The following is a 20,487-nucleotide window of genomic DNA, read 5'->3' on the forward strand; positions in this document are numbered from 1 at the left end:
GCCTACGTACGGGTCACCGGGCCATCGCCCACCAGATCAGCAGCAGCGTCACCGCGAACCCCACGAGGTAGTTGATCAGGATGAAGTGGCGCCACCCGCGGTTCGACTCGCCGGACGCGGCATCCGTCACCGACCGGTAGGGCCACGCCGCCCACAGGTAGGGCGCCACGAGCAGCGCCGCGAGCGGACCGGGCCACTCGGTCGCGAGCATCAGCAGGCCCGCCGCCGTCCAGAGTGCGAGCGCGAGGCGAACGGTCGCCGCCGCACCGAAGGCGGTCGCGATCGAGGCGATGCCGCCGTCGCGGTCGGGGACCACGTCCTGGACCGCACCGAACGCATGGCTCGCCATGCCCCACAGGAAGAACGCCGTGAGGAGCGCGACGAGCGGCCACGTGAACTCCGCCCCCGCCGCCGCCAGGCCGTACACCGCCGGGCTCACGAAATGCGTGCTCGACGTCATCGAGTCGAGCAGCGGCCGCTCCTTGAACCGCAGCCCCGGCACCGAGTACGCGAAGACCGCGAACAGGCTCACCGCGAGCACGGCCCACGACCACGGATGCGACGTGCCCGCGAGCCAGAGCATGGCCACGAGCAGCGGTGCCGCCGTCACGACCCCCGCCCACACCACCGCCCGGTGCAGCCCCGGGTCGAGCAGGGCGCCCTCCGCGCCGCCCTTGCGCGGGTTCCGGAGGTCGGACTCGTAGTCGTACACGTCGTTCACGCCGTACATCAGCAGGTTGTACGGGATCAGGAAGAACAGCGTGCCCACGACGAACAGCGCGTCCACGTCGCCCGTCGTCAGCACGTACGCCGCCGCGAAGGGGAACGCGGTGTTGATCCAGCTGATCGGCCGGGACGACAGGATCACCTGGCGGATCGCGTGGCGCGCGCCGTTCCGGGTGCGCGGCGGCTCGAAGCCGGTCATCGGCGCTCCTCCGTGTCATCCGTGTCGTGCGTGTCGTCGCGCGTCGGGCCCGACGCGGCTGCCGCCGTCGCACGACCGGGCCACCGCCGCACCGCGACCTGCCAGACCGCCGGCAGGAGCAGGACACCCGCCAGCGGATACAGGAAGTCCTCGATCGGCGCGAGCCCGATCGTCACGCCCGACCGCTGTCCGTCATCGTACGCGACGATGCCCGTGCCGATGATGAGGGAGTCGAAGACCGCCGTGAGCGCGAAGAGGGCGGATGCGGCGACGCCGGTCGCGATCCACCGGTGCCGGGCGGCCCGGCGGCCGCGCGGCAGCCATGCCCAGGCCGCCAGCACCGCGACCGCGAGGAACGGCAGGCTCATGAGCGCGTACGTCATGATCGCCCTCCCGGCTCCGAGCCGGCCTCGATGGCGGATGCCGCCGCCCGAGCCTCGCGCGCCCGCAGCATCCGCTCGACGCCGAACACGAGCACGAGCGTCAGGTAGCAGAGGAAGAGCAGGAACACCGGCTCCTCGAGCGGCAGCTCGGGCGCAAGTTCGACGCCCGTCACGATCTGCGACTCGCCGCGGAAGAACACGCCGAGCACGATCCCCGCGGCATCCCAGAGCAGGAAGAACGCCAGTCCCACGCCGATCGTGACCGCCGAGGCGACCGGGGCGCGCCAGAACACGAGCCGCCAGCGCGAGTCGATGAGCGCCATGCACCCGATGACGACGACGAGTCCCGCCAGGTATGCGAACCCCGTCATGCGAGTGATGCGCCCGGCCCGGCCGCCTCGAGGGCGTCGGATGCCGTGGGCTCGGCGATCGGCCCCGCCGACCTGTCGCCGCGCACGCGCTTCAGCACGTTCTCGGCGCTGATCAGGCACATCGGCAGGCCGATACCCGGCACCGAGGAACCGCCGGCGTAGTAGAGGCCGTCGACGCGCCGCGACTGGTTGGTGCCGCGCAGGAATGCGCTCTGCCGAAGCGTGTGCGCGGGGCCGAGCGCCCCGCCCTGCCACGAATTCAGGTCCTCGGCGAAGTCGGCCGGCCCGATCGTGCGGCGCACCACGATGCGTTCCGCGAGGTCGTCCAGGCCCGACGCCTCGGCGATGCGGGCGATGGCCCGGTCGGCCGTCTCCTCGACGAGACGGTCGCCGGCACCGTCGAGTCCGCCGTTGCCGATCGCCACGTCGGCGGGCACCGGGATCAGGATGAAGAGGTTCGTGTCGCCCTCCGGCGCCACCGTCGGGTCGGTCGCGCTCGGCATGCACACGTAGAAGGACGCCGGGTCGGGCACGTGCGGGTCCGAGCCGAAGATCGCGCCGAAGTTGCGCTTCCAGTCGTCGGTGAAGAAGAGGGTGTGGTGCGTCAGGCCGGGCACCTCGCCGCGGATGCCGAGCAGCGCGAGCACCGCACCGGGGCCGGACGTGCGCCGGCGCCACCACGACTCCGGATAGGTCTGGGCCTGCCTGGGGAGCAGTTCGGTCTCGGTGTGGTGCAGGTCGGCCGCGGAGACGACCCTGTGGGCGGGCGCGACGACGCTGCGACCCGACGCATCACGGAACCGAGCACCCGCGACCGCGGGCTTCGCGTCCCCGGACAACTCGATCGACTCGACGCGCGCGCCCGTCACGATGTCGACGCCCGCGTCCTGCGCCACGGCCGCGATCCGGTCGATCAGCTCGGCGAAGCCGCCCTGGGGGTAGAAGACGCCCTGCTGGAGGTCCATGTGGCTCATGAGGTGGTACATCGCGGGCGTGGCATCCGGCGAGGAACCGAGGAACACGGCCGGATAGCCGAGGACCTGCTGCAGCCGGCGGTCGCGCACCGACTGCGCTGCGAAGCGGTCGAGCGGGGTCGCGAGCAGCTTGGCCAGGCGGCCGGACCGTCGCAGCACCTCGCCGGTGAGCAGCTCGCGCGGGTCGTCGAAGTTCGTGTACAGGAATCGGCGCCGGGCGATGTCGTAGGTCGACTCCGCCGAGTCGAGGTATCGCTCGAGGGCCTGCCCGGCGCCCGGCTCGATGGACTCGAACAGGGCGACGTTCTCCGTACGCGTCGGACGGATGTCGACCGGCTCTCCGAACCCCTCCGCATAGACGCGGTACCCCGGGTCGAGGCGGACGAGGTCCAGCTGCTCCGCGGCGCTCGTGCCGAAGAGCCGGAAGAAGTGGTCGAACACCTCGGGCATGAGGTACCACGAGGGACCGGTATCGAACCGGAATCCGTGTCGCTCCCAGCGGCCGGCGCGGCCGCCCAGCTCGTCGCGGGCCTCCAGCAGCGTCACGCGGTGCCCGTCGCGGGCCAGCAGCGCGGATGTCGCCAAGCCGGCGATCCCGCCGCCGATCACCACGATCCGCTCGGATGCGCCGATCATCGTCGATTCCCTCCAGTGCCCAGTGCGGAGCGCACCGCGATGGCGAGCTTCTCGCCGTCGGGCACGCGGATCCGCGTCGCCATGATCTCGGATGCGGGCGTCGCCCGGCAGCGCGCCGTGAGGCTCGCGAACAGCCCGTGCGCCGCGGCCACCGCCGAACGCGCGCGGCGCGGCAGCTCGGGGAGCGTGCGCCGGGCGATGTCGAGGTCGCGGTCGATGTCGTCGAGGATCGCGTCCTTGTCGTCCTCGGTGAACGCGTCGGGGTCGACGCCGGGGAAGTAGTTCCGGCCGAGCGTGCGCCAATCGACCGCGAGGTCGCGCAGGAAGTTGATCTTCTGGAACGCCGCGCCGAGGTGGATCGCGCCCCGCTCGAGTCGCGCGCGACGCTCGTCGTCGACCGGCTCGTCGACGAGGAAGGCGGCCAGGCACATGAGCCCGACGACCTCCGCGGAACCGTGGATGTACGGCCCGATCTCTTCGGGCGCGAACGGGGCCGGGTCGAGGTCGCGTCGCATCGAGGCGAAGAACGGCCGCGTGAGCTCGCTGCCGAACCCCGTCTCGCGGGCGACGTTCGCGAACGCATGCACGACCAGGTTCGCCGAGTAGCCGCGTTCCATCGCCCGCTCGGTGTCCGCCTCGAGCCCGTCGAGGACCTCGTGCAGCTCCCGCTCGGTCAGACCGGCCTCGGCCGCGGCGCCGTCGACCACCTCGTCGGCGACCCGCACGAGCGCGTACACCGAGCGGATGCGGCGACGGGTCTCGGCGTCGAGCAGCCTCGCCGCGGCGCCGAACGAGGTCGAGTAGCGGGCGATCACGGTCGCCGAGCTCGCCGCCGCGGCATCCGCGTACCGCTCGAGGAGGGTCATGGCGGAGCGCCGGCTCATCGCACGCGCTCCATCGCCCGCTGCGCGAACTCGCCCAGTTCGGAGCGGAGTTCGGGGGGCAGGTCGGCCGCGTCGAGTTCGTGGCGGGCGAGCGTCACGTGCTCCTCGGCCAGGACGGTCGCCGCCTCGAGCGCACCGCACTCGCGCAGGGTCTCGCGGAGCACCGCCGCGTCGTCCTCGTCGAGGGCAGGATCGCCGAGCCGCTCGACGATCCGCGGCCAGGCGGCGGTCGTCGCCGCGTGCGCGATGAGTGCCGTGCGCTTGCCCTCGCGCAGGTCGGCTGAGGCGGACTTGCCCGTCACCGTGGGGTCGCCGAACACGCCCAGCACGTCGTCGGTGATCTGGAATGCGACGCCGACGAGCCGGCCGAACCGGCACAGCGCGGCCACCGCGTCGTCGCCTGCCCCGGCGAGCACGGCCCCCGCGGCGAGCGGCGCCTCGAACGAGTAGACCGCGGTCTTCTGCTCGAGCGTCGCCAGCACCGCCTCGATCGCGGGCGTGGCACCTCGCAGCGAGCCGATCACGTCGGCGAGCTCGCCCGCCGCGGAGACGAACACCGCTCGATCGAGGATGTCGAGCAGCGACTCGCGGCACTCGCGCGCCACCGGGAGCATCGCGATCTCGCGGTGTGCCCGGCTCAGCGCGAGGTCGCCCCCCAGGACCGCGGCGGTCTCGGCCCACACGGCGCTCGCACGCTCGTCGGCCCCGTGTGCGATCGCGCGCTGCCGGAACCGGCCGGCGACGTTCGGAGCGCCACGGCGGACGGTGTCGCGGTCGATGAGGTCGTCGTGGATGAGGAATGCCGTGTGCAGCAGCTCGAACGCGAGCGCGACGCGAGTCGCCATCGCGCGATCGGCGCCGCCGAATCCCCGATACGCCGACCACACGAGTCGCGGCCGCACCCGCTTGCCGCCGGTGCTCTGCTGCTCGATGGACTCCCACAGTGCCGCGTAGTGGGCGCCGAACGCGCCCGCGCGTACCCGCGCCTCCGAGAAGAAGGAGCGGAGCTCGTCGTCGATCGCCGAGTCGAGCAGGTCAGGCACGGAACAGCTCCAGTTCACGGGCCTGCAGCACCAGCCACGGGCTGAACGCCCAGGGGGCGGCCTCGACCGCGGTCGCGAGCGACCTCGGGTCGACCCAGCGGTACTCGGCCACCTCGCGGGGATTCGGATCGGGTTCGCCGGTCGTCGTGGCCACGTACACGGGGCACACCTCGTTCTCCACGATCCCGCTCGCGTCCGTGGCACGGTAGCGGAAGAGCGGGAGGGCGAGTTCGACGGTGCCGACCTCGAGCCCGAGCTCGAAGTCCGCGCGCCGGTGGACGGCGTGCAGCAGCGGCTCGGCCGGCTTCGGGTGACCGCAGAAGGAGTTCGTCCACACGCCGGGCCACGTCTGCTTCCCGATCGCGCGGCGCGTGATCAGCACCTCGCCGATCGGGTTCAGCACGTGGCACGAGAACGCGAGGTGCAGCGCCGTGTCCGGCCCGTGGACCGCGCTCTTGGGGGCACGCCCGATCGGCGTGCCGGACTCGTCGAGGAGCACCACTTCGTCTTCGACGGCCTCGGTCGTGTGCGCCATGCTGGCCTCCTCGTCGGTACGGCGTCGTGCGCGGACCCGTGCGGATCGTGAACCCGAAGCTAGCAGCGGGCCCGCGACCTCGGAACAACCGAAAGTTGGACCGGTGCGCCCTGACGGCCTGAGTCCGGCATGCTGGAGTGATGACGGGGGAGAGCGGCGACGGCTGGGTGCATGGGCCCGACGGATCCCGCTACTGGGGGCGGTACGGCGCGGCCGGCCTGCTGCTGCTCGATCCCCACGGTGCAGTGCTGCTCCAGCACCGCGCCGCGTGGAGCCACTTCGGCGGGACCTGGGGGATCCCGGGCGGCGCGCGGCATCTCGGCGAGTCCGCCTACGAGGCGGCGGTGCGGGAGGCAGGCGAGGAGACGGGGCTGCCGGCCGAGCTCGTCGTCGAACGATTCGAGAGCGTGCTCGACCTCGGGTACTGGTCGTACACGACCGTCGTGGCCGACGCCGTGCGCCGGTTCGAGCCGCGCATGACGGACCCCGAGAGCATCGCGCTGCGGTGGACCCCGATCGACGCCGTCGAGGCCCTCCCGCTGCATCCGCGATTCGCCGAGGCGTGGCCGGCGTTGCGCGCACGGGTACGAGCCGCCGGGGATCGCTAGGATCGGATCGTGGCGGGACAGAGCGTGGGGGCGCAGGTCTGGACGATACCGAACGTCCTCTCCATGCTGCGGTTGCTCCTCGTTCCCGTCTTCCTCGTCCTCGTGGTCCGGGGCGCGTACGTGGCCGCGCTCATCGTCCTCGTCGTCGCGAGCCTGTCCGACCTGCTCGACGGCTACCTGGCCCGGCGATTCGACCAGGTCACACGGCTCGGGCAACTGCTCGATCCCGCGGCCGACCGCCTGTACATCTTCGCCGCGCTCGTCGGCCTCGCCGCGAACGGGCTGGTGCCGTGGTGGATCGTCGTCGTGATCGTCGCCCGCGACGTCATGCTCCTCGTCCTCGGCGTCGTACTCGCCAACCACGGGTACGGACCGCTCCCCGTCCATCAGCTGGGCAAGGCGGCCACCTTCGCGCTCTTCTTCGGGGTGCCGGTGATCATGCTGGGCCTCGCGTTCCCGGCGGCGCAGCCGGTCAGCGAACCGCTCGGCTGGGCGGTGACCCTGTGGGGGGCGTTCCTCTACTGGTGGGCGGGCGTCATCTACGCGATCGAGACGGCGCGCGTGGTCAGGATTCCGCGTGCGTCCGGCCCCGCCGCATCCGATACGCTTGAGCAGGGAGGTTAGCGGTGGCGGATTCCGACATGACCCAGGCCGGTGCGAACGGTGAGGAGCGCGAGCCCTCGACCGCGACTTCGGCGCATGAGTTCAACGGCGCGAACGACACGACGATGGGGTTCAGCCGCGAGGCCGCTGCCCAGCTGAGCGCGCTCGACGCCGACATCAGCGCGGCCGAGCAGGAGGCGATCAACGCCCTGCCGTCCGGCTCCGCGCTGCTGATCGTGCGTCGCGGTCCGAACGCCGGCGCGCGCTTCCTGCTCGACACCGACGTCACGACCGTCGGCCGGCACCCCGACGCCGACATCTTCCTCGACGACGTGACCGTCTCGCGCAAGCATGCCGAGTTCGTCCGGCATCGCACCGCGTTCGAGGTGCGCGACCTCAACTCGCTCAACGGCACCTACTTCGACGGCGTGCGCATCGAGACCGCATTGCTGAGCGACGGGGCCGAAGTCCAGATCGGCAAGTACCGGCTCACCTTCTACGCGTCGCGACGCGACCTCGCGCCGGCGGGCGCGGGGTGACCGAGGGCGCCGCGACGCGGCGTCAGGTCCACGCCCCGCCGCGCTTCGGCATCGGTCAGGTCCTCGCGAAGCTCCAACCCGAGTTCCCGGAGCTGACCCCCTCGAAGCTGCGCTTCCTCGAAGAACAGGGGCTCGTCACGCCCGCACGGACTGCGGCGGGGTACCGCAAGTTCTCGCCCGCCGACGTCGAGCGGCTCGGCGTCGTGCTCTCCATGCAGCGCGACCACTACCTCCCGCTCAAGGTGATCCGTGCCCACCTCGAGGCGGTCGACCGCGGCGAGACGCCCGCCCTCCCGGGCGCGACCAGCGGCGCGACCGTGCGTGCCACCGCGAACCGCTACACGCGCAGCGAGCTCCTGAACGCAGCGGATGCCACGGCGAAGCTGCTCGACGATGCGATCGCCGCCTCGCTCATCCGGCCCGCCGACCTGTACGGCGACGACTCGCTCGAGGTGCTGCGAGCGCTCGCCGCCCTCCGGGCGGTCGGCATCGAGCCCCGTCACCTCCGCGGGATGCGCGGGGCCGCCGAGCGGGAGGCCGCGCTCATCGAGCGGGCGATCGCACCGGAACGACGTCGCGATGCCGCTGGCCGGGCGCGCAACGACGAGCGCGCCGGCGAGCTCGCCGGGCACCTCGCCGCCGTGCACGCGAGCGTCCTGCGCCAGTCGCTCGGCCGTTCGTCCGACTGACGACGACACGCCGTGACGTTCGGCCCGATGTCCTCGACTCCGGTGCCCACCGTGGGTAGCGTGGAATCCGCGCCGCTGAGGCGCCGACGACAGTGAGGGGCGATGGGATGACCGAGCTCGATCGGAGCGAACGCGCACGGTACGACCTCGGTCTGCTCTTCACCGACGGCCTGCCGGAGCACGACGACGGCACCGGCTACCGCGGTGCGGTCGCCGCGCGCGCCGCCGGCATCAGCTACCGCCAACTCGACTACTGGGCGCGCACGCAGCTCGTCGAGCCGACCGTCCGGGGTGCCGCCGGCTCCGGTTCGCAGCGGCTCTACGGGTTCCGCGACATCCTGGTGCTCAAGCTCGTCAAGCGGCTGCTCGACACGGGCATCTCGCTCCAGCAGATCCGCGTCGCGGTGACCCAGCTGCGCGAGTCGGGCGTCGACGATCTCGCCCAGACCACGCTGATGAGCGACGGTGCGAGCGTCTACCTCTGCACGTCCGACGACGAGGTCATCGACCTCGTCAACCGTGGGCAGGGCGTCTTCGGGATCGCGGTCGGCAAGGTCCTCCGCGAGGTCGAGTCCACCTTGATCGAGCTCGACACCCAGGCGACCGACCCGGTCGATGAGCTCGCCGCCCGCCGCAGCCGCTCGGCGCGCAAGATCTCATAGCGCGGCGTCATCCGGCGACCTCCGCGGCGGTCGGGTCGCGGGGCGTCGGTCGACCCGTCAGGGGTGTGCACGTCCGGCTCCGCGGTGAGCGCCCCGACCGCGGCATCCGTCGTCAGCGCGAGGAGGAGTCGATCTCGAGGCGCTGCTGGGGGGCTCCGCCGAATTCGGCGATGCGGGCCGTACGGAGCACGCGCTCGAGCAGCTGGTCGAAGTGGTGGGACATCTCCTCGGCGCTCTCGCCGGGCCACATGTGCAGCGGCTTCGCGGCACCCTGCGCCTGCTGCAGCGACGTTCGCTCGGGCAGCTGGGGCGAGAGCACGAGCGGTCCGAACATGTCGCGCAGTTCCTTGATGCGGAACTGGTGCTCGAGCGACTGCACGCGCGCGCGATTCACGATGATGCCGAGTGGCTGCAGGCGAGGGGAGAGGCCTCGGCGGATCTCCTCGATCGCGCGCAGGGCGCGGTCGGCCGCGGCGACCGAGAACAGGCCGGGCTCGGTGACGACGGCCACGCGGTCGCTCGCCGCCCACGCCGTGCGGGTCAGGGCGTTCAGCGACGGTGCGCAGTCGATCAGGACGAGCTCGTAGTCGGCCTCGACGTTCGCGAGCGCCTCCTCGAGCTTCCAGATGTCGCGGATCGACGGGTGCGGACCGTCGTAGTTGATCGCGGACGGGCTGCCGATCATGACGTCGATGGTCGACTGCGGGTTCGAGCGCGCCCAACCGCTGGGGGCGATCGCCGAGCGGACGATCTTCTCCTTGGGCGAGGCCAGCACGTCGGCGACGTTCAAGTGACCGGCGACCTGGATGTCCATGCCGGTCGAGACGTCGGACTGCGGGTCGAGGTCCACGACCAGTGTGCGCACGCCGCGCGCGAAGGCGGCCGACGCCAGTCCGAGGGTGACGGTCGTCTTTCCGACGCCGCCCTTCAGGGAACTGACCGAAAGAACGTGCACGAGCGAATACGTTACCGTTACTCGCAACGCGATACCTAAATGTTCGCTGTGCGGATAACCCCCCACCCGGAAAGGCCTGCATGTTCTCGAAGATCCTGGTCGCCAATCGCGGTGAGATCGCCATCCGGGCGTTCCGCGCCGCCGTCGAGCTCGGTGCGAAGACGGTCGCCGTCTTCCCGTATGAGGACCGCAACTCGCTGCACCGCCTCAAGGCGGACGAGGCCTACCAGATCGGCGAGCCCGGGCACCCCGTGCGCGCGTACCTCGACGTGTCGGAGATCATCCGGGTGGCCAGGGAGTCCGGGGCGGACGCGATCTACCCCGGCTACGGATTCCTCTCCGAGAACCCCGAGCTCGCGCAGGCGGCCGCCGATGCGGGCATCACGTTCATCGGCCCGCCCACGCGCGTGCTCGAGATGGCTGGAAACAAGGTCACCGCGAAGGAGCAGGCGATCGCGGCCGGCGTCCCCGTGCTGAAGTCGACCGAGCCCTCGCGCGACGTCGAGGCGCTGCTCGCGCAGGCCGACGAGATCGGTTTCCCGATCTTCGCGAAGGCCGTCGCCGGCGGCGGCGGTCGCGGCATGCGCCGCGTAGACAGGCAGGAGGACCTGCGCCGCGCCCTCGAAGAGGCCATGCGCGAGGCCGACAGCGCGTTCGGCGACCCGACGATGTTCCTCGAGCAGGCCGTGCTCCGGCCGCGTCACATCGAGGTGCAGGTGCTGGCGGATGCCGCGGGCGACACCGTGCACCTCTTCGAGCGCGACTGCTCGGTGCAGCGCCGTCACCAGAAGGTCGTGGAGATCGCCCCGGCGCCCAACCTGACGGACGAGGTCCGCGAGTCGCTCTACCGCGACGCGGTGGCGTTCGCGAAGTCGATCGGCTACGTGAACGCGGGAACGGTGGAGTTCCTGCTCGACACCGCGGGCGAGCGCGCCGGCCAGCACGTGTTCATCGAGATGAACCCGCGCATCCAGGTCGAGCACACCGTGACCGAGGAGGTCACCGACGTCGACCTCGTCGTCGCCCAGATCCGCATCGCTGCGGGGGAGTCCCTCTCCGACCTCGGCCTCACCCAGGACCGCATCCACCTCCGCGGGGCAGCGCTCCAATGCCGGATCACGACGGAGGACCCGACGGCGAACTTCCGGCCGGACACAGGCAAGATCACGACCTACCGATCGCCCGGCGGGGCCGGCATCCGTCTCGACGGCGGCACGGTCAACCCGGGCGCGCAGATCAGCCCGCACTTCGACTCGATGCTCGCCAAGCTGATCTGCCGCGGCCGCGACTACCAGCAGGCAGTGACCCGCGCCAAGCGCGCCCTCGCGGAGTTCCGCATCCGAGGCGTCTCGACGAACATCCCGTTCCTGCAGGCGGTCCTCGACGACCCGCAGTTCGTGTCGGGCGACCTGAGCACCTCCTTCATCGACGAGCGACCGCAGCTCATGCGCGGTCGGGTCTCGAAGGACCGTGGCACGAAGATCCTCAACTGGCTCGCGGATGTCACGGTGAACCAGCCCAACGGATCCGCGCCGACCACCGTGGCGCCCGTCGACAAGCTGCCGGAGATCGACCTGTCGCAGCCCGCGCCGAGCGGTTCGCGCCAGCGGCTGCTCGAGCTGGGCCCGGCCGGCTTCGCCGCCGCCCTGCGCGAGCAGACGCCGCTCGCGGTCACCGAGACCACGTTCCGCGACGCGCACCAGTCGCTGCTCGCGACGCGCGTGCGGACCAGGGACCTCGCGGCGGTCGCGCCGTACGTCGCCCGCATGACGCCCGAGCTCCTCTCGGTCGAGGCCTGGGGTGGCGCGACCTACGACGTCGCACTCCGATTCCTCGGCGAGGACCCGTGGGAGCGGCTCGGCACACTCCGCGAGTCGCTGCCCAACCTGAACATCCAGATGCTGCTCCGGGGCAGGAACACGGTCGGCTACACGCCGTACCCCACCGAGGTCACCGACGCGTTCGTCCAGGAGGCGGCATCCACGGGCGTCGACATCTTCCGCATCTTCGATGCGCTGAACGACGTCTCGCAGATGCGTCCGGCGATCGACGCGGTGCTCGCCACCGGCAGTGCGGTGGCGGAGGTCGCCGTGTGCTACACCGGCGACCTGCTCGACCCGGCCGAGGACCTCTACACGCTCGACTACTACCTGCGCCTCGCCGACGACATCGTCGCTGCGGGCGCACACATCCTCGCCATCAAGGACATGGCCGGCCTGCTCCGGCCGACGGCGGCCGCGAAGCTCGTCGGCGCACTGCGCGAGCGCTTCGACCTGCCCGTCCACCTGCACACGCACGACACGGCGGGCGGCCAGCTCGCCACGCTGCTCGCGGCCAGCCGCGCGGGCGTCGACGCGGTGGATGTCGCGAGCGCGCCGATGGCGGGCACCACGAGCCAGCCCTCGGCCTCGTCGCTCGTCGCAGCTCTCGCGCACACCGAGCGCGACACCGGCATCTCACTCGACGCCGTCTCCGACCTCGAGCCGTACTGGGAGGCGGTGCGCCGCCTGTACCGCCCGTTCGAATCGGGACTGCCCGGCCCCACGGGCCGCGTGTACCGCCACGAGATCCCGGGCGGCCAGCTGTCGAACCTCCGCCAGCAGGCGATCGCGCTCGGGCTCGCAGACGACTTCGAGCTCATCGAGGACATGTACGCCGCGGCGAACAAGATCCTCGGACGGGTGCCGAAGGTCACGCCGTCGTCGAAGGTCGTGGGCGACCTGGCGCTGCACCTCGCCGCCGTCAAGGCCGACCCGGCCGACTTCGAGGCCAACCCCGAGAAGTACGACGTGCCCGATTCCGTGATCGGCTTCATGGCCGGCGAGCTCGGCGACCTCCCGGGCGGCTGGCCCGAGCCGTTCCGCTCGAAGGTGCTGGCCGGCCGCGACGTGCGCATCGGCGTGACCGAGCTCACGCACGCCCAGCGTCGCGGACTCGAGGCGCCCGGGCGCGAGCGGCAGGAGCTCCTGAACTCGCTGCTCTTCCCGGCGCCCACCCGGCAGTTCGAGCAGATCCGCGAGCTGTTCGGAGACCTCTCGGTGGTCGACACCGCCGACTACCTCTACGGGCTGCGTCCCGGCGCCGAGCATGTCGTCGAGATCGCCAAGGGCGTTCGCCTGTACGCGGGTCTCGAGGCGATCGGCGAGGCCGACGACAAGGGCATGCGGACCGTCATGACGATCCTGAACGGGCAGCTCCGGCCCGTCTTCGTGCGCGACCGGAGCATCACGGTCGAGACCCGCGCTGCCGAGAAGGCCGACCAGTCCCAGCCCGGGCACATCGCCGCGCCGTTCTCCGGTGTCGTGACGCTGCAGGTCGAGTCCGGCGCCGAGGTCGCGGCGGGCCAGGCCGTGGCGTCCATCGAGGCGATGAAGATGGAAGCGGCGATCACGTCGCCGATCGCCGGCGTCGTCGAACGGGTCGCGATCCCGAAGACCCAGCAGGTCGAGGCGGGTGATCTGCTCGTCGTCGTGCGCCCCCTGTAGGCTGATCAGCGTTCCGCACTGGTGAGCGTTCCGCACTGATGAGGAGGGGAATCGGTGGCTGAGCACGACGATCCGGAGAACACCGAGCGCCGTGAGGGTTCACGCTCTGCGGCTCGGCGGCAGGGAGCGGACTCCGACGGCGCGGGCGATCCGCCCGAACCCGTCGACGTGCGAGTCGACCTGCCGCCGCCGCCCCCTCCGCAGATGCCCGACGACGAGGTCGCCGTCGCGATCGACGATGTCGCGGTCGATCCCGGCGGACTCGGTCCTGCAACGAGGGCGACGACCTCGGTCGAGCTGGTCGATCCCGCGCTCCCGCGCGGCCGTGGCCGAAAGGAGTCCACGCGCGACGGGGCATCGCCGTACCGAGCGCTGCTCGCGGCGGATGCGTCGCGCTCCCGCCGGGCTCGGGTCGCGACCGACTCGGGTGCCCACGTGGCGATCATCGACGATCCGGCTAGGGTGGGCGCGCCCGCCGAGGTGCCGGAGGCTGCCGATTCCCTCACCGCCGACCGCCTGATCGACCTGACCCGCACGACCCGGCCGGCGCCGCAGGGCGGATTCAACCGTTTCCTCTACGACGCCACATTCCGCCTGGTGAACCTCGGCGATTCGGCGAAGGTCCAGGCGCACCGTGCGATGAACGAGCGCATCCAACGCCGCTTCGAGGGCGGCGCGCGCTTCGTGCCGGTGCTCACCCGCAAGGGCGGAGTGGGCAAGACCACCGTGACCACCCTCCTCGGCATGGCGCTGGCCGACGCGCGCGATGACCGGGTCATCGCCATCGACGCGAATCCGGACCGTGGGACGCTCGCAGAGCGGGTCGATCGGCAGACCCGCGAGACCGTCCGGGACGTCGTGGCGAAGGCGAAGTCCATCGCCGGGTACACGGATTTCTCGGAGTTCGTCTCCCGGGACGAGACCAGGCTCGACATCCTCGCCTCTGATACGGACCCGACCCTCTCGGAGGCGTTCGACGCCGACGACTACGAGGTCGTCGCCGACCTCGCGGCGCGGTACTACTCGCTCGTGCTCACCGACTGCGGAACCGGCATCGTGCACTCGGTGATGCGGGCGACACTCGAGCGGGCGGATTCGATCGTGGTGGTCTCGGGCGGCAGCGTCGACGAGGCGCGGCTCGCGAGCGAGACGCTCACGTGGCTCGAGGCGAACGGCTATGGGGAGCTGGTCCGCAACGCGGTGGTCGCCATCAACCTCGCCACCCAGGGCACGCATCTCGTCAAGGTCGATGAGATCGAAGCCCACTTCCAGTCGCGCGTGCGCGAGATCGTGCGGATTCCGTACGATCCGCAGCTCGCGGCGGGCTCAGTGGTGCACTGGCGCGACCTGCGTCCGGTCACCCAGTACGCAGCCCGCGAACTCGCCGCCCTCGTGGTGGAAGGCCTGCCCGCCGACCGCGGGCACTGATCTCGGAGCACCATTGCCGGAACGTCCCATTCGCCTGTTCGGCGATCCCGTCCTGAAGACCGTCTCAGCACCCGTCGACCAGATCGACGATCGCGTGCGCGCCCTCGTCGACGACCTCGTCGAGAGCGTTCGTCTCCCCGGTCGGGCCGGCGTCGCCGCCCCGCAGATCGGCGTGAACCTGCGCGTGTTCAGCTACAACGTGGACGGCGAGATCGGATACGTCATCAACCCCGAGATCGTCGAGGTGTCGGGGGAGCCCGAGCTCATCGACGAGGGATGCCTCTCGGTGCCCGGCCTGTGGCACAAGACGCCGCGGCGTCCGTTCGCGCGGGTGCGGGGGATCGACGTGGACGGCAACGAGATCGAAGTCTCGGGCACGGGTCTCATGGCGCAGGCCCTCCAGCACGAGGTCGACCATCTCGACGGCCTGCTCTACCTCGAGCGGCTCGAGAAGGACGAGCGCCGGGCGGCCATGCGCGCGGTCCGGGAGTCGGACTGGTTCTGAGGTCGGTGCGTTCCGCCGACGCGTCGCGGTCGACCGGCCGGATGCATGGGAATGGCCCCGCGGAGTGCTCCGCGGGGCCATTCGCCGGTCGGTGACGACTCACTGCACGATCGAGTGACCCTCCGTCGCTGGGGAGCCGGAGTACATGCCCTGGATCTCCCCGTCGAAGTCCTCGAGGATCACGTTGCGCTTGATGCTCATCTTCGGCGTGAGGTGTCCGCTGGCCTCGGTGAACTCGATCGGGAGGATGACGAACTTCCTGATCGACTCCGCGCGCGACACGTGCTCGTTCGCCGCGTCGATGGCGCGCTGGACCTCAGCGAGCACCGCGGGGTGCCGCGTGGCCTCGTCGAGGCTCATGCCCGCGTCCTCGCCGTGCGTGTTGAGCCACACCGGGAGCATCTCGGGGTCGAGCGTGACGAGCGCCGAGATGAACGGCTTCTGGTCGCCGACGACGACGACCTGCCCGACGAGCGGGTTGGCCCGGATCGGATCCTCGAGCGCAGCGGGCGCGACGTTCTTGCCGCCGGCGGTGACGATGATCTCCTTCTTGCGGCCGGTGATGGTGAGGAAGCCGTCGGAGTCGAACGTGCCGATGTCGCCCGTCTTGAACCAGTCGCCGTCGAACACGGCTGCGGTGGCATCGGGGTTCTTCCAGTACTCCTTGAAGACGTTGATGCCCTTGACCTCGATCTCGCCGTCGTCGGCGACGCGCACCGCCACGCCCGGCAGCGCGGGCCCGACGGTGCCGATCTTCGACTTGGTGACGAGGTTGACGGTCGCGGGAGCCGTCGTCTCGGTGAGGCCGTAGCCCTCGAGGATGGTGATGCCGAGCGCGTGGTAGAAGTGGCCGAGGCGCGGGCCGAGCGGCGCCGACCCCGAGACCGCGTACTTCACGTTGCCGCCCATCGCCGCGCGCAGCTTCGAGAAGACCAGGCGGTCGAAGAGCATGAACTTGAGCTTGAGCCCCAGCGGGATCTTGCCGCCGGACTCCTGGGCGGTCGAGTAGGCGACCGCCGTCTCGGCGGCAGCGTGGAAGATCTTGCCCTTGCCGCCGGCCTCGGCCTTCTGCTCGGAGACGTTGTAGACCTTCTCGAACACCCGGGGGACCGCGAGCAGGAAGGTCGGCTTGAAGCTCCCGAGCGAGGGCAGCAGCTGCTTGGTGTCGGGCTGGTGGCCGACGCGCACACCGGCGTGCACGCAGAGCACTGAGATGAAGCGGGCGAAGATGTGCGCCGTGGTGATGAACAGCAGCGTCGAGGCGCCGTCGGGATCGAGCACGACCTCCTTGAGCGCGACCGCGGAGTTGCGGCAGAGCTCGACGAAGTTGCTGTGGGTGAGCACGCAGCCCTTGGGCCTGCCGGTCGATCCGGACGTGTAGATCAGCGTGGCGATGTCGGAACCGACCGCGAGGTTGCGGCGACGCTCGATCTCCTCGTCGGGCACGTCGGTGCCGGACGCGGCCAGCTTGTCGAGGTCGCCGAGGTCGACCTGCCAGACGTTGCGGATCGCGGGGAGGTCGGGGTGCACCTCGTCGAAGCGCGCGAAGTGGTCGGCGGTCTCGACGATGACGGCGATCGAGCCCGAGTCGCCCAGGTTCCACTTGACCTGCGAGGGCGAGCTGGTCTCGTAGATCGGCACGAGGACGGCGCCGGCGAACCACACGGCGAAGTCGATGAGGGTCCATTCGTAGCGCGTCTTGCACATCAGGCCGACCTTGTCGCCCGGCTGGATGCCGGCGGCGACGAGGCCCTTGGCGAGGCGCACGACCTGCTCGTGGAACTCCCGCGTGGTGACCGGGCTCCAGCCGCCTTCGGCGGTGGGCAGCGAGAACAGGACCGAGTCGGGCGTGGCCTTCACGCGATCGACGAGCAGGTCGGTGGTGTTCGCGTCCGGGTCGGCGGGGACCAGCAGTGGAGTGGCGAATTCGGTCACGGTAGCTCCTTCGGCACCGGGAGGTCGCACACGCTTCGGGGCCGCGCGAACCTCGGCATTGGGGTTGACTACACTCTAGTCGGTGCTGCGCGGCGCGTCCGCTGCGGTTCCTCGTCCGCGACCCCCTTCGAAAGGCAGCCCGACGTGCACGCGATCGGCATCGACATCGGCGGCACCAAGATCGCCGGGGCAGTGGTCGACGAGCTCGGCGCCATCGTGCGCACGGAGCGCGTCCCCACGCCGGCAGGCGACTCGGCCGCACTCGAGGACGCGGTGGTCGACATGATCCGCCGGCTCTCCGCGACCGGTCCGGTCACCGCGGTCGGCGTCGCGGCGGCCGGCTTCATCGACGCCGCGCAGTCGACGGTGTACTACGCCCCGAACATCGACTGGCGCAACGAGCCGTTCCGGGAGAAGCTCGAAGCCCGCGTCGGGAGCGCGGTGATCGTCGAGAACGATGCGAACGCCGCCGGATGGGCTGAGTTCCGCTTCGGCGCCGGCCGCATGGTGAGCGACATGGTGATGCTCACGATCGGCACGGGCGTGGGCGGGGCGATCGTGGCGGGCGACCGCCTGTTCCGCGGCGGCTTCGGCGCGGGTGCCGAACTCGGCCACCTCCGCGTCGTGCCCGGCGGCATCGCCTGCGGTTGCGGCCAGCACGGATGCCTCGAGCAATACGGTTCCGGACGGGCGCTCATGCGCATGGCGAACGAGATCGCCGACGCCGGCGGCATCGGTCAGGCGCTCGCACGCGCGCGCGACGAGCACGGCGCGCTCGACGGCGCCACCGTCGGCGGCCTCATCGCCGCTCATGATCCGGGCGCGCTCGCTGCGCTCCGGCAACTGGGACGCTGGCTCGGTGAGGCGGCCGCGAGCCTCTCGGCCGTGCTCGACCCGCAGCGATTCGTCTTCGGCGGCGGCGTCGCCGCGGCCGGCGAGCTGCTGCTCGCACCGGTTCGCGAGGCGTTCCTCGAGCACCTCCCGGCGCGCGGCTACCACCCCGAGCCCGACTTCGTCATCGCCGAGCTCGTCAACGACGCCGGAGTGGTGGGCGCGGCCGACCTGGCGCGGCTCTGGGTCGAGGAGCACGGCTGAGGCCCCGGCGGTTAGGCTTGCAGGCGGGCGCGACGGACGGAGGACACCGGTGTTCTACTGGATCATGAAGCACATCGTGGTCGGCCCGATCCTCCTCGCGATCTTCCGGCCGTGGGTGGTGGGGCTCGAGCACGTCCCCAGGCACGGACCCGTGATCCTCGCGTCGAACCACCTGTCGTTCATCGACTCGATCTTCCTGCCGATCGTCGTCGACCGGCCCGTCGTGTTCCTCGCCAAGAGCGAGTACTTCACCGGCAAGGGCCTGAAGGGCTGGGCGACGCGGCTGTTCTTCCAGGCGGCCGGCCAGCTGCCCATCGACCGTTCCGGCGGCAAGGCGTCCGAGGCGTCGCTCAACACCGGGCTGCGTGTGCTCCGCGAGGGCCGCATCCTCGGCATCTACCCCGAGGGCACAAGAAGCCCCGACGGCCGGCTCTACCGCGGTCGCACCGGCGTGGCGCGCATGGTCCTGGAGGCCGGCGTACCCGTGGTCCCGGTGGCCATGATCGGCACCGCCGAGGTGATGCCGATCGGCACCCGGGTGCCCAAGGTGCGTCGTATCGGCATCGTGTTCGGCGAGGCGCTCGACTTCAGCCGGTTCGAGGGCATGGAGGGCGATCGCTTCGTGCTGCGTTCCGTGACGGACGAGCTCGTCTACGACCTGCGGGCGCTGAGCGACCAGCAGTACGTCGACGTCTACGCGAGCTCCGTTCGAGAGCAACGCGCCACGCAGTCGCGGTAGGCTGGAGGGTACGGCGTCGCGACGTGCGGCGCCGGTCTCGTTCCCTCCCGCGCCCAGTGCGCCCGAACCCTCCAGGACAGCCCCGTGGTACAGCTCGTCGAGCCGGTCGTGAATGCAGATCCCTCCGTGATTGCCGGCCTCGACTATTGGCGCACGCTCCCGATCAAGCAGCAGCCCGCCTGGCCCGATCCCGAGGCTGCGCACGCGGCATCCGCCGAGCTCGCCACGCTGCCGCCGCTCGTCTTCGCGGGCGAGGTCGACATGCTTCGCGACCGGCTCGCGGCCGCCTCGCGCGGCGAGGCGTTCCTCCTCCAGGGCGGCGACTGCGCCGAGACCTTCGCAGGGGCGACGGCCGACCAGATCCGCAACCGCGTCAAGACCGTGCTCCAGATGGCGGTCGTGCTCACCTACGGCGCCTCGATGCCGGTGGTCAAGATGGGGCGGATGGCGGGCCAGTTCGCCAAGCCGCGCTCCAGCGACACCGAGACCCGCGGCGACGTGACGCTGCCGGCGTACCGCGGCGACATCGTCAACGGCTTCGACTTCACGCCCGAGTCGCGTGCGGCCGACCCGTCGCGCCTGCTCCATGGCTACCACATGGCCGCATCGACCCTGAACCTGATCCGCGCGTTCACTCAGGGCGGGTTCGCCGACCTGCGCCAGGTGCACGCGTGGAACCAGGGCTTCGCTTCGAACCCCGCGAACGCCCGCTACGAGAAGCTCGCCCGTGAGATCGACCGCGCGGTGAAGTTCATGGACGCGTGCGGCGCCGACTTCGACGAACTCCGACGCACCGAGTTCTACACCGGCCACGAGGGTCTGCTCATGGACTACGAGCGACCCATGACCCGCATCGATTCGCGCACGGGCACGCCGTACAACACGTCGGCGCACTTCATCTGGATCGGCGAGCGCACCCGGGAACTCGACGGCGCGCACGTCGACTTCCTCTCGCGCGTGCGCAACCCGATCGGCGTGAAGCTCGGGCCGACGACCACTCCCGAGACGATGATGGAGCTCGTGGAGAAGCTCGACCCGAACCGCGAGCCGGGCCGGCTCACCTTCATCACGCGGATGGGCGCAGGGAAGATCCGCGACGCCCTTCCGGCCCTGCTCGAGGCGATCAAGGCGAGCGACGCGAACCCGTTGTGGGTCACCGACCCGATGCACGGCAACGGCATCACGACGTCGACCGGATACAAGACGCGTCGCTTCGACGACGTGGTCGACGAGGTCCGCGGCTTCTTCGAGGCGCACCGGAACGCCGGCACCTTCCCCGGCGGCATCCACGTCGAGCTCACCGGCGACGACGTGACCGAGTGCCTCGGCGGCTCGGAGTACATCGACGAGGAGACGCTCGAGACGCGGTACGAGTCGCTGTGCGACCCGCGCCTCAACCACATGCAGTCGCTCGAGCTCGCATTCCTCGTCGCCGAGGAGCTCGCCGCGCGCTGAGCGCGGAACGGATCGCACCATGGGCGGCCGTGGCGTCC

General features: G+C 71.0%; 20 protein-coding genes. 11 read left to right on the forward strand and 9 right to left on the reverse strand.

All coding sequences use genetic code 11. From position 1 onward, the window contains the following. Positions 1 to 13 precede the first annotated feature (13 nt). From ACULK4_RS08145 to idi, 7 genes are read right to left on the reverse strand one after another with little or no spacing between them, the layout of a single operon-like run. Positions 14 to 925, reverse strand: coding sequence for a prenyltransferase (locus ACULK4_RS08145; RefSeq protein ID WP_445966717.1), 912 nt, complete (start codon positions 923 to 925; stop codon positions 14 to 16). Continuing rightward, a complete protein-coding gene (locus tag ACULK4_RS08150) occupies positions 922 to 1,308 on the reverse strand; it encodes a lycopene cyclase domain-containing protein (protein WP_445966716.1) in 387 nt (128 codons plus the stop codon). The genes ACULK4_RS08145 and ACULK4_RS08150 overlap by 4 nt, the downstream gene beginning before the upstream one ends. Further along, positions 1,305 to 1,679, reverse strand: a complete 375-nt coding sequence (locus ACULK4_RS08155; protein WP_445966715.1) for a lycopene cyclase domain-containing protein — start codon at positions 1,677 to 1,679, stop codon at positions 1,305 to 1,307. The genes ACULK4_RS08150 and ACULK4_RS08155 overlap by 4 nt, the downstream gene beginning before the upstream one ends. Further along, on the reverse strand, positions 1,676 to 3,289 hold the full coding sequence (crtI, locus tag ACULK4_RS08160; protein ID WP_445966714.1) for a phytoene desaturase family protein: 1,614 nt from the start codon (positions 3,287 to 3,289) through the stop codon (positions 1,676 to 1,678). The genes ACULK4_RS08155 and crtI overlap by 4 nt, the downstream gene beginning before the upstream one ends. Continuing rightward, complete coding sequence (locus ACULK4_RS08165; protein WP_445966713.1) at positions 3,286 to 4,173, reverse strand: phytoene/squalene synthase family protein; 888 nt, start codon at positions 4,171 to 4,173, stop codon at positions 3,286 to 3,288. Before ACULK4_RS08165 ends, crtI begins: the two co-directional genes overlap by 4 nt. Next, positions 4,170 to 5,216 (reverse strand): polyprenyl synthetase family protein, encoded by a 1,047-nt coding sequence (locus ACULK4_RS08170; RefSeq protein WP_445966712.1) that lies wholly within the window; start codon positions 5,214 to 5,216, stop codon positions 4,170 to 4,172. The genes ACULK4_RS08165 and ACULK4_RS08170 overlap by 4 nt, the downstream gene beginning before the upstream one ends. Then, positions 5,209 to 5,751 carry an isopentenyl-diphosphate Delta-isomerase gene (gene idi, locus ACULK4_RS08175; RefSeq protein ID WP_445966711.1) on the reverse strand — a complete coding sequence of 181 codons (543 nt, stop codon included), beginning with the start codon at positions 5,749 to 5,751 and terminating at the stop codon, positions 5,209 to 5,211. The genes ACULK4_RS08170 and idi overlap by 8 nt, the downstream gene beginning before the upstream one ends. 140 nt (positions 5,752 to 5,891) lie before the next feature. On the opposite strand from idi, the gene ACULK4_RS08180 reads away from it, so the two are divergent. The 5 genes from ACULK4_RS08180 (at position 5,892) to ACULK4_RS08200 (ending at position 8,852) form a co-directional block, all read left to right on the forward strand. Beyond that, complete coding sequence (locus tag ACULK4_RS08180; RefSeq protein ID WP_445966710.1) at positions 5,892 to 6,359, forward strand: NUDIX domain-containing protein; 468 nt, start codon at positions 5,892 to 5,894, stop codon at positions 6,357 to 6,359. Positions 6,360 to 6,368: 9 nt separating this feature from the next. Continuing rightward, positions 6,369 to 6,983, forward strand: coding sequence for a CDP-alcohol phosphatidyltransferase family protein (locus tag ACULK4_RS08185; RefSeq protein ID WP_445966709.1), 615 nt, complete (start codon positions 6,369 to 6,371; stop codon positions 6,981 to 6,983). Positions 6,984 to 7,000: 17 nt separating this feature from the next. Beyond that, positions 7,001 to 7,501, forward strand: coding sequence for an FHA domain-containing protein (locus ACULK4_RS08190; RefSeq protein WP_445966708.1), 501 nt, complete (start codon positions 7,001 to 7,003; stop codon positions 7,499 to 7,501). Next, the gene (gene ftsR / locus ACULK4_RS08195) at positions 7,498 to 8,190 is read left to right on the forward strand and encodes a transcriptional regulator FtsR (RefSeq protein WP_445966707.1); all 693 of its coding nucleotides are present in this window, start codon (positions 7,498 to 7,500) and stop codon (positions 8,188 to 8,190) included. Before ACULK4_RS08190 ends, ftsR begins: the two co-directional genes overlap by 4 nt. A 107-nt stretch (positions 8,191 to 8,297) precedes the next feature. Further along, on the forward strand, positions 8,298 to 8,852 hold the full coding sequence (locus ACULK4_RS08200) for a MerR family transcriptional regulator (RefSeq protein WP_445966706.1): 555 nt from the start codon (positions 8,298 to 8,300) through the stop codon (positions 8,850 to 8,852). A gap of 112 nt (positions 8,853 to 8,964) precedes the next feature. On the opposite strand, the gene ACULK4_RS08205 is transcribed toward ACULK4_RS08200, so the two are convergent. Then, positions 8,965 to 9,807 carry a ParA family protein gene (locus ACULK4_RS08205; protein ID WP_445966705.1) on the reverse strand — a complete coding sequence of 281 codons (843 nt, stop codon included), beginning with the start codon at positions 9,805 to 9,807 and terminating at the stop codon, positions 8,965 to 8,967. 80 nt (positions 9,808 to 9,887) lie between these two features. Between ACULK4_RS08205 and ACULK4_RS08210 the strand changes: the two genes are divergently transcribed. From ACULK4_RS08210 to def, 3 genes are read left to right on the forward strand one after another with little or no spacing between them, the layout of a single operon-like run. Beyond that, on the forward strand, positions 9,888 to 13,292 hold the full coding sequence (locus ACULK4_RS08210) for a pyruvate carboxylase (RefSeq protein WP_445966704.1): 3,405 nt from the start codon (positions 9,888 to 9,890) through the stop codon (positions 13,290 to 13,292). A 54-nt stretch (positions 13,293 to 13,346) separates the two neighbouring features. Continuing rightward, complete coding sequence (locus ACULK4_RS08215; protein WP_445966703.1) at positions 13,347 to 14,720, forward strand: MinD/ParA family ATP-binding protein; 1,374 nt, start codon at positions 13,347 to 13,349, stop codon at positions 14,718 to 14,720. Positions 14,721 to 14,733: 13 nt separating this feature from the next. Beyond that, a complete protein-coding gene (gene def, locus ACULK4_RS08220) occupies positions 14,734 to 15,225 on the forward strand; it encodes a peptide deformylase (protein ID WP_445966702.1) in 492 nt (163 codons plus the stop codon). A gap of 99 nt (positions 15,226 to 15,324) precedes the next feature. Here the strand turns inward: def and ACULK4_RS08225 are convergent, their stop codons facing one another. Next, complete coding sequence (locus ACULK4_RS08225) at positions 15,325 to 17,160, reverse strand: AMP-dependent synthetase/ligase (protein ID WP_445966701.1); 1,836 nt, start codon at positions 17,158 to 17,160, stop codon at positions 15,325 to 15,327. A gap of 144 nt (positions 17,161 to 17,304) precedes the next feature. On the opposite strand from ACULK4_RS08225, the gene ACULK4_RS08230 reads away from it, so the two are divergent. The 3 genes from ACULK4_RS08230 (at position 17,305) to ACULK4_RS08240 (ending at position 20,449) form a co-directional block, all read left to right on the forward strand. Continuing rightward, positions 17,305 to 18,255, forward strand: a complete 951-nt coding sequence (locus ACULK4_RS08230; protein WP_445966700.1) for an ROK family glucokinase — start codon at positions 17,305 to 17,307, stop codon at positions 18,253 to 18,255. Positions 18,256 to 18,304: 49 nt separating this feature from the next. Next, on the forward strand, positions 18,305 to 18,994 hold the full coding sequence (locus ACULK4_RS08235) for a lysophospholipid acyltransferase family protein (protein WP_445966699.1): 690 nt from the start codon (positions 18,305 to 18,307) through the stop codon (positions 18,992 to 18,994). 84 nt (positions 18,995 to 19,078) lie between these two features. Next, entirely contained in the window at positions 19,079 to 20,449 is a 1,371-nt protein-coding gene (locus ACULK4_RS08240) for a class II 3-deoxy-7-phosphoheptulonate synthase (RefSeq protein ID WP_445966698.1), read from the forward strand. Positions 20,450 to 20,487 lie beyond the last annotated feature (38 nt).

This window comes from Agromyces selenitireducens (assembly GCF_052748465.2).

Coding starts and splice junctions, on each gene's coding strand:
- idi (WP_445966711.1), bottom strand. CDS start 5,751: ATGGCGCACACGACCGAGGCCGTCGAAGACGAAGTGGTGCTCCTCGAC.
- crtI (WP_445966714.1), bottom strand. CDS start 3,289: ATGATCGGCGCATCCGAGCGGATCGTGGTGATCGGCGGCGGGATCGCC.
- ACULK4_RS08200 (WP_445966706.1), top strand. CDS start 8,298: ATGACCGAGCTCGATCGGAGCGAACGCGCACGGTACGACCTCGGTCTG.
- ACULK4_RS08155 (WP_445966715.1), bottom strand. CDS start 1,679: ATGACGGGGTTCGCATACCTGGCGGGACTCGTCGTCGTCATCGGGTGC.
- ACULK4_RS08150 (WP_445966716.1), bottom strand. CDS start 1,308: ATGACGTACGCGCTCATGAGCCTGCCGTTCCTCGCGGTCGCGGTGCTG.
- ACULK4_RS08145 (WP_445966717.1), bottom strand. CDS start 925: ATGACCGGCTTCGAGCCGCCGCGCACCCGGAACGGCGCGCGCCACGCG.
- ACULK4_RS08190 (WP_445966708.1), top strand. CDS start 7,001: ATGACCCAGGCCGGTGCGAACGGTGAGGAGCGCGAGCCCTCGACCGCG.
- ACULK4_RS08165 (WP_445966713.1), bottom strand. CDS start 4,173: ATGAGCCGGCGCTCCGCCATGACCCTCCTCGAGCGGTACGCGGATGCC.
- ACULK4_RS08210 (WP_445966704.1), top strand. CDS start 9,888: ATGTTCTCGAAGATCCTGGTCGCCAATCGCGGTGAGATCGCCATCCGG.
- ACULK4_RS08180 (WP_445966710.1), top strand. CDS start 5,892: ATGACGGGGGAGAGCGGCGACGGCTGGGTGCATGGGCCCGACGGATCC.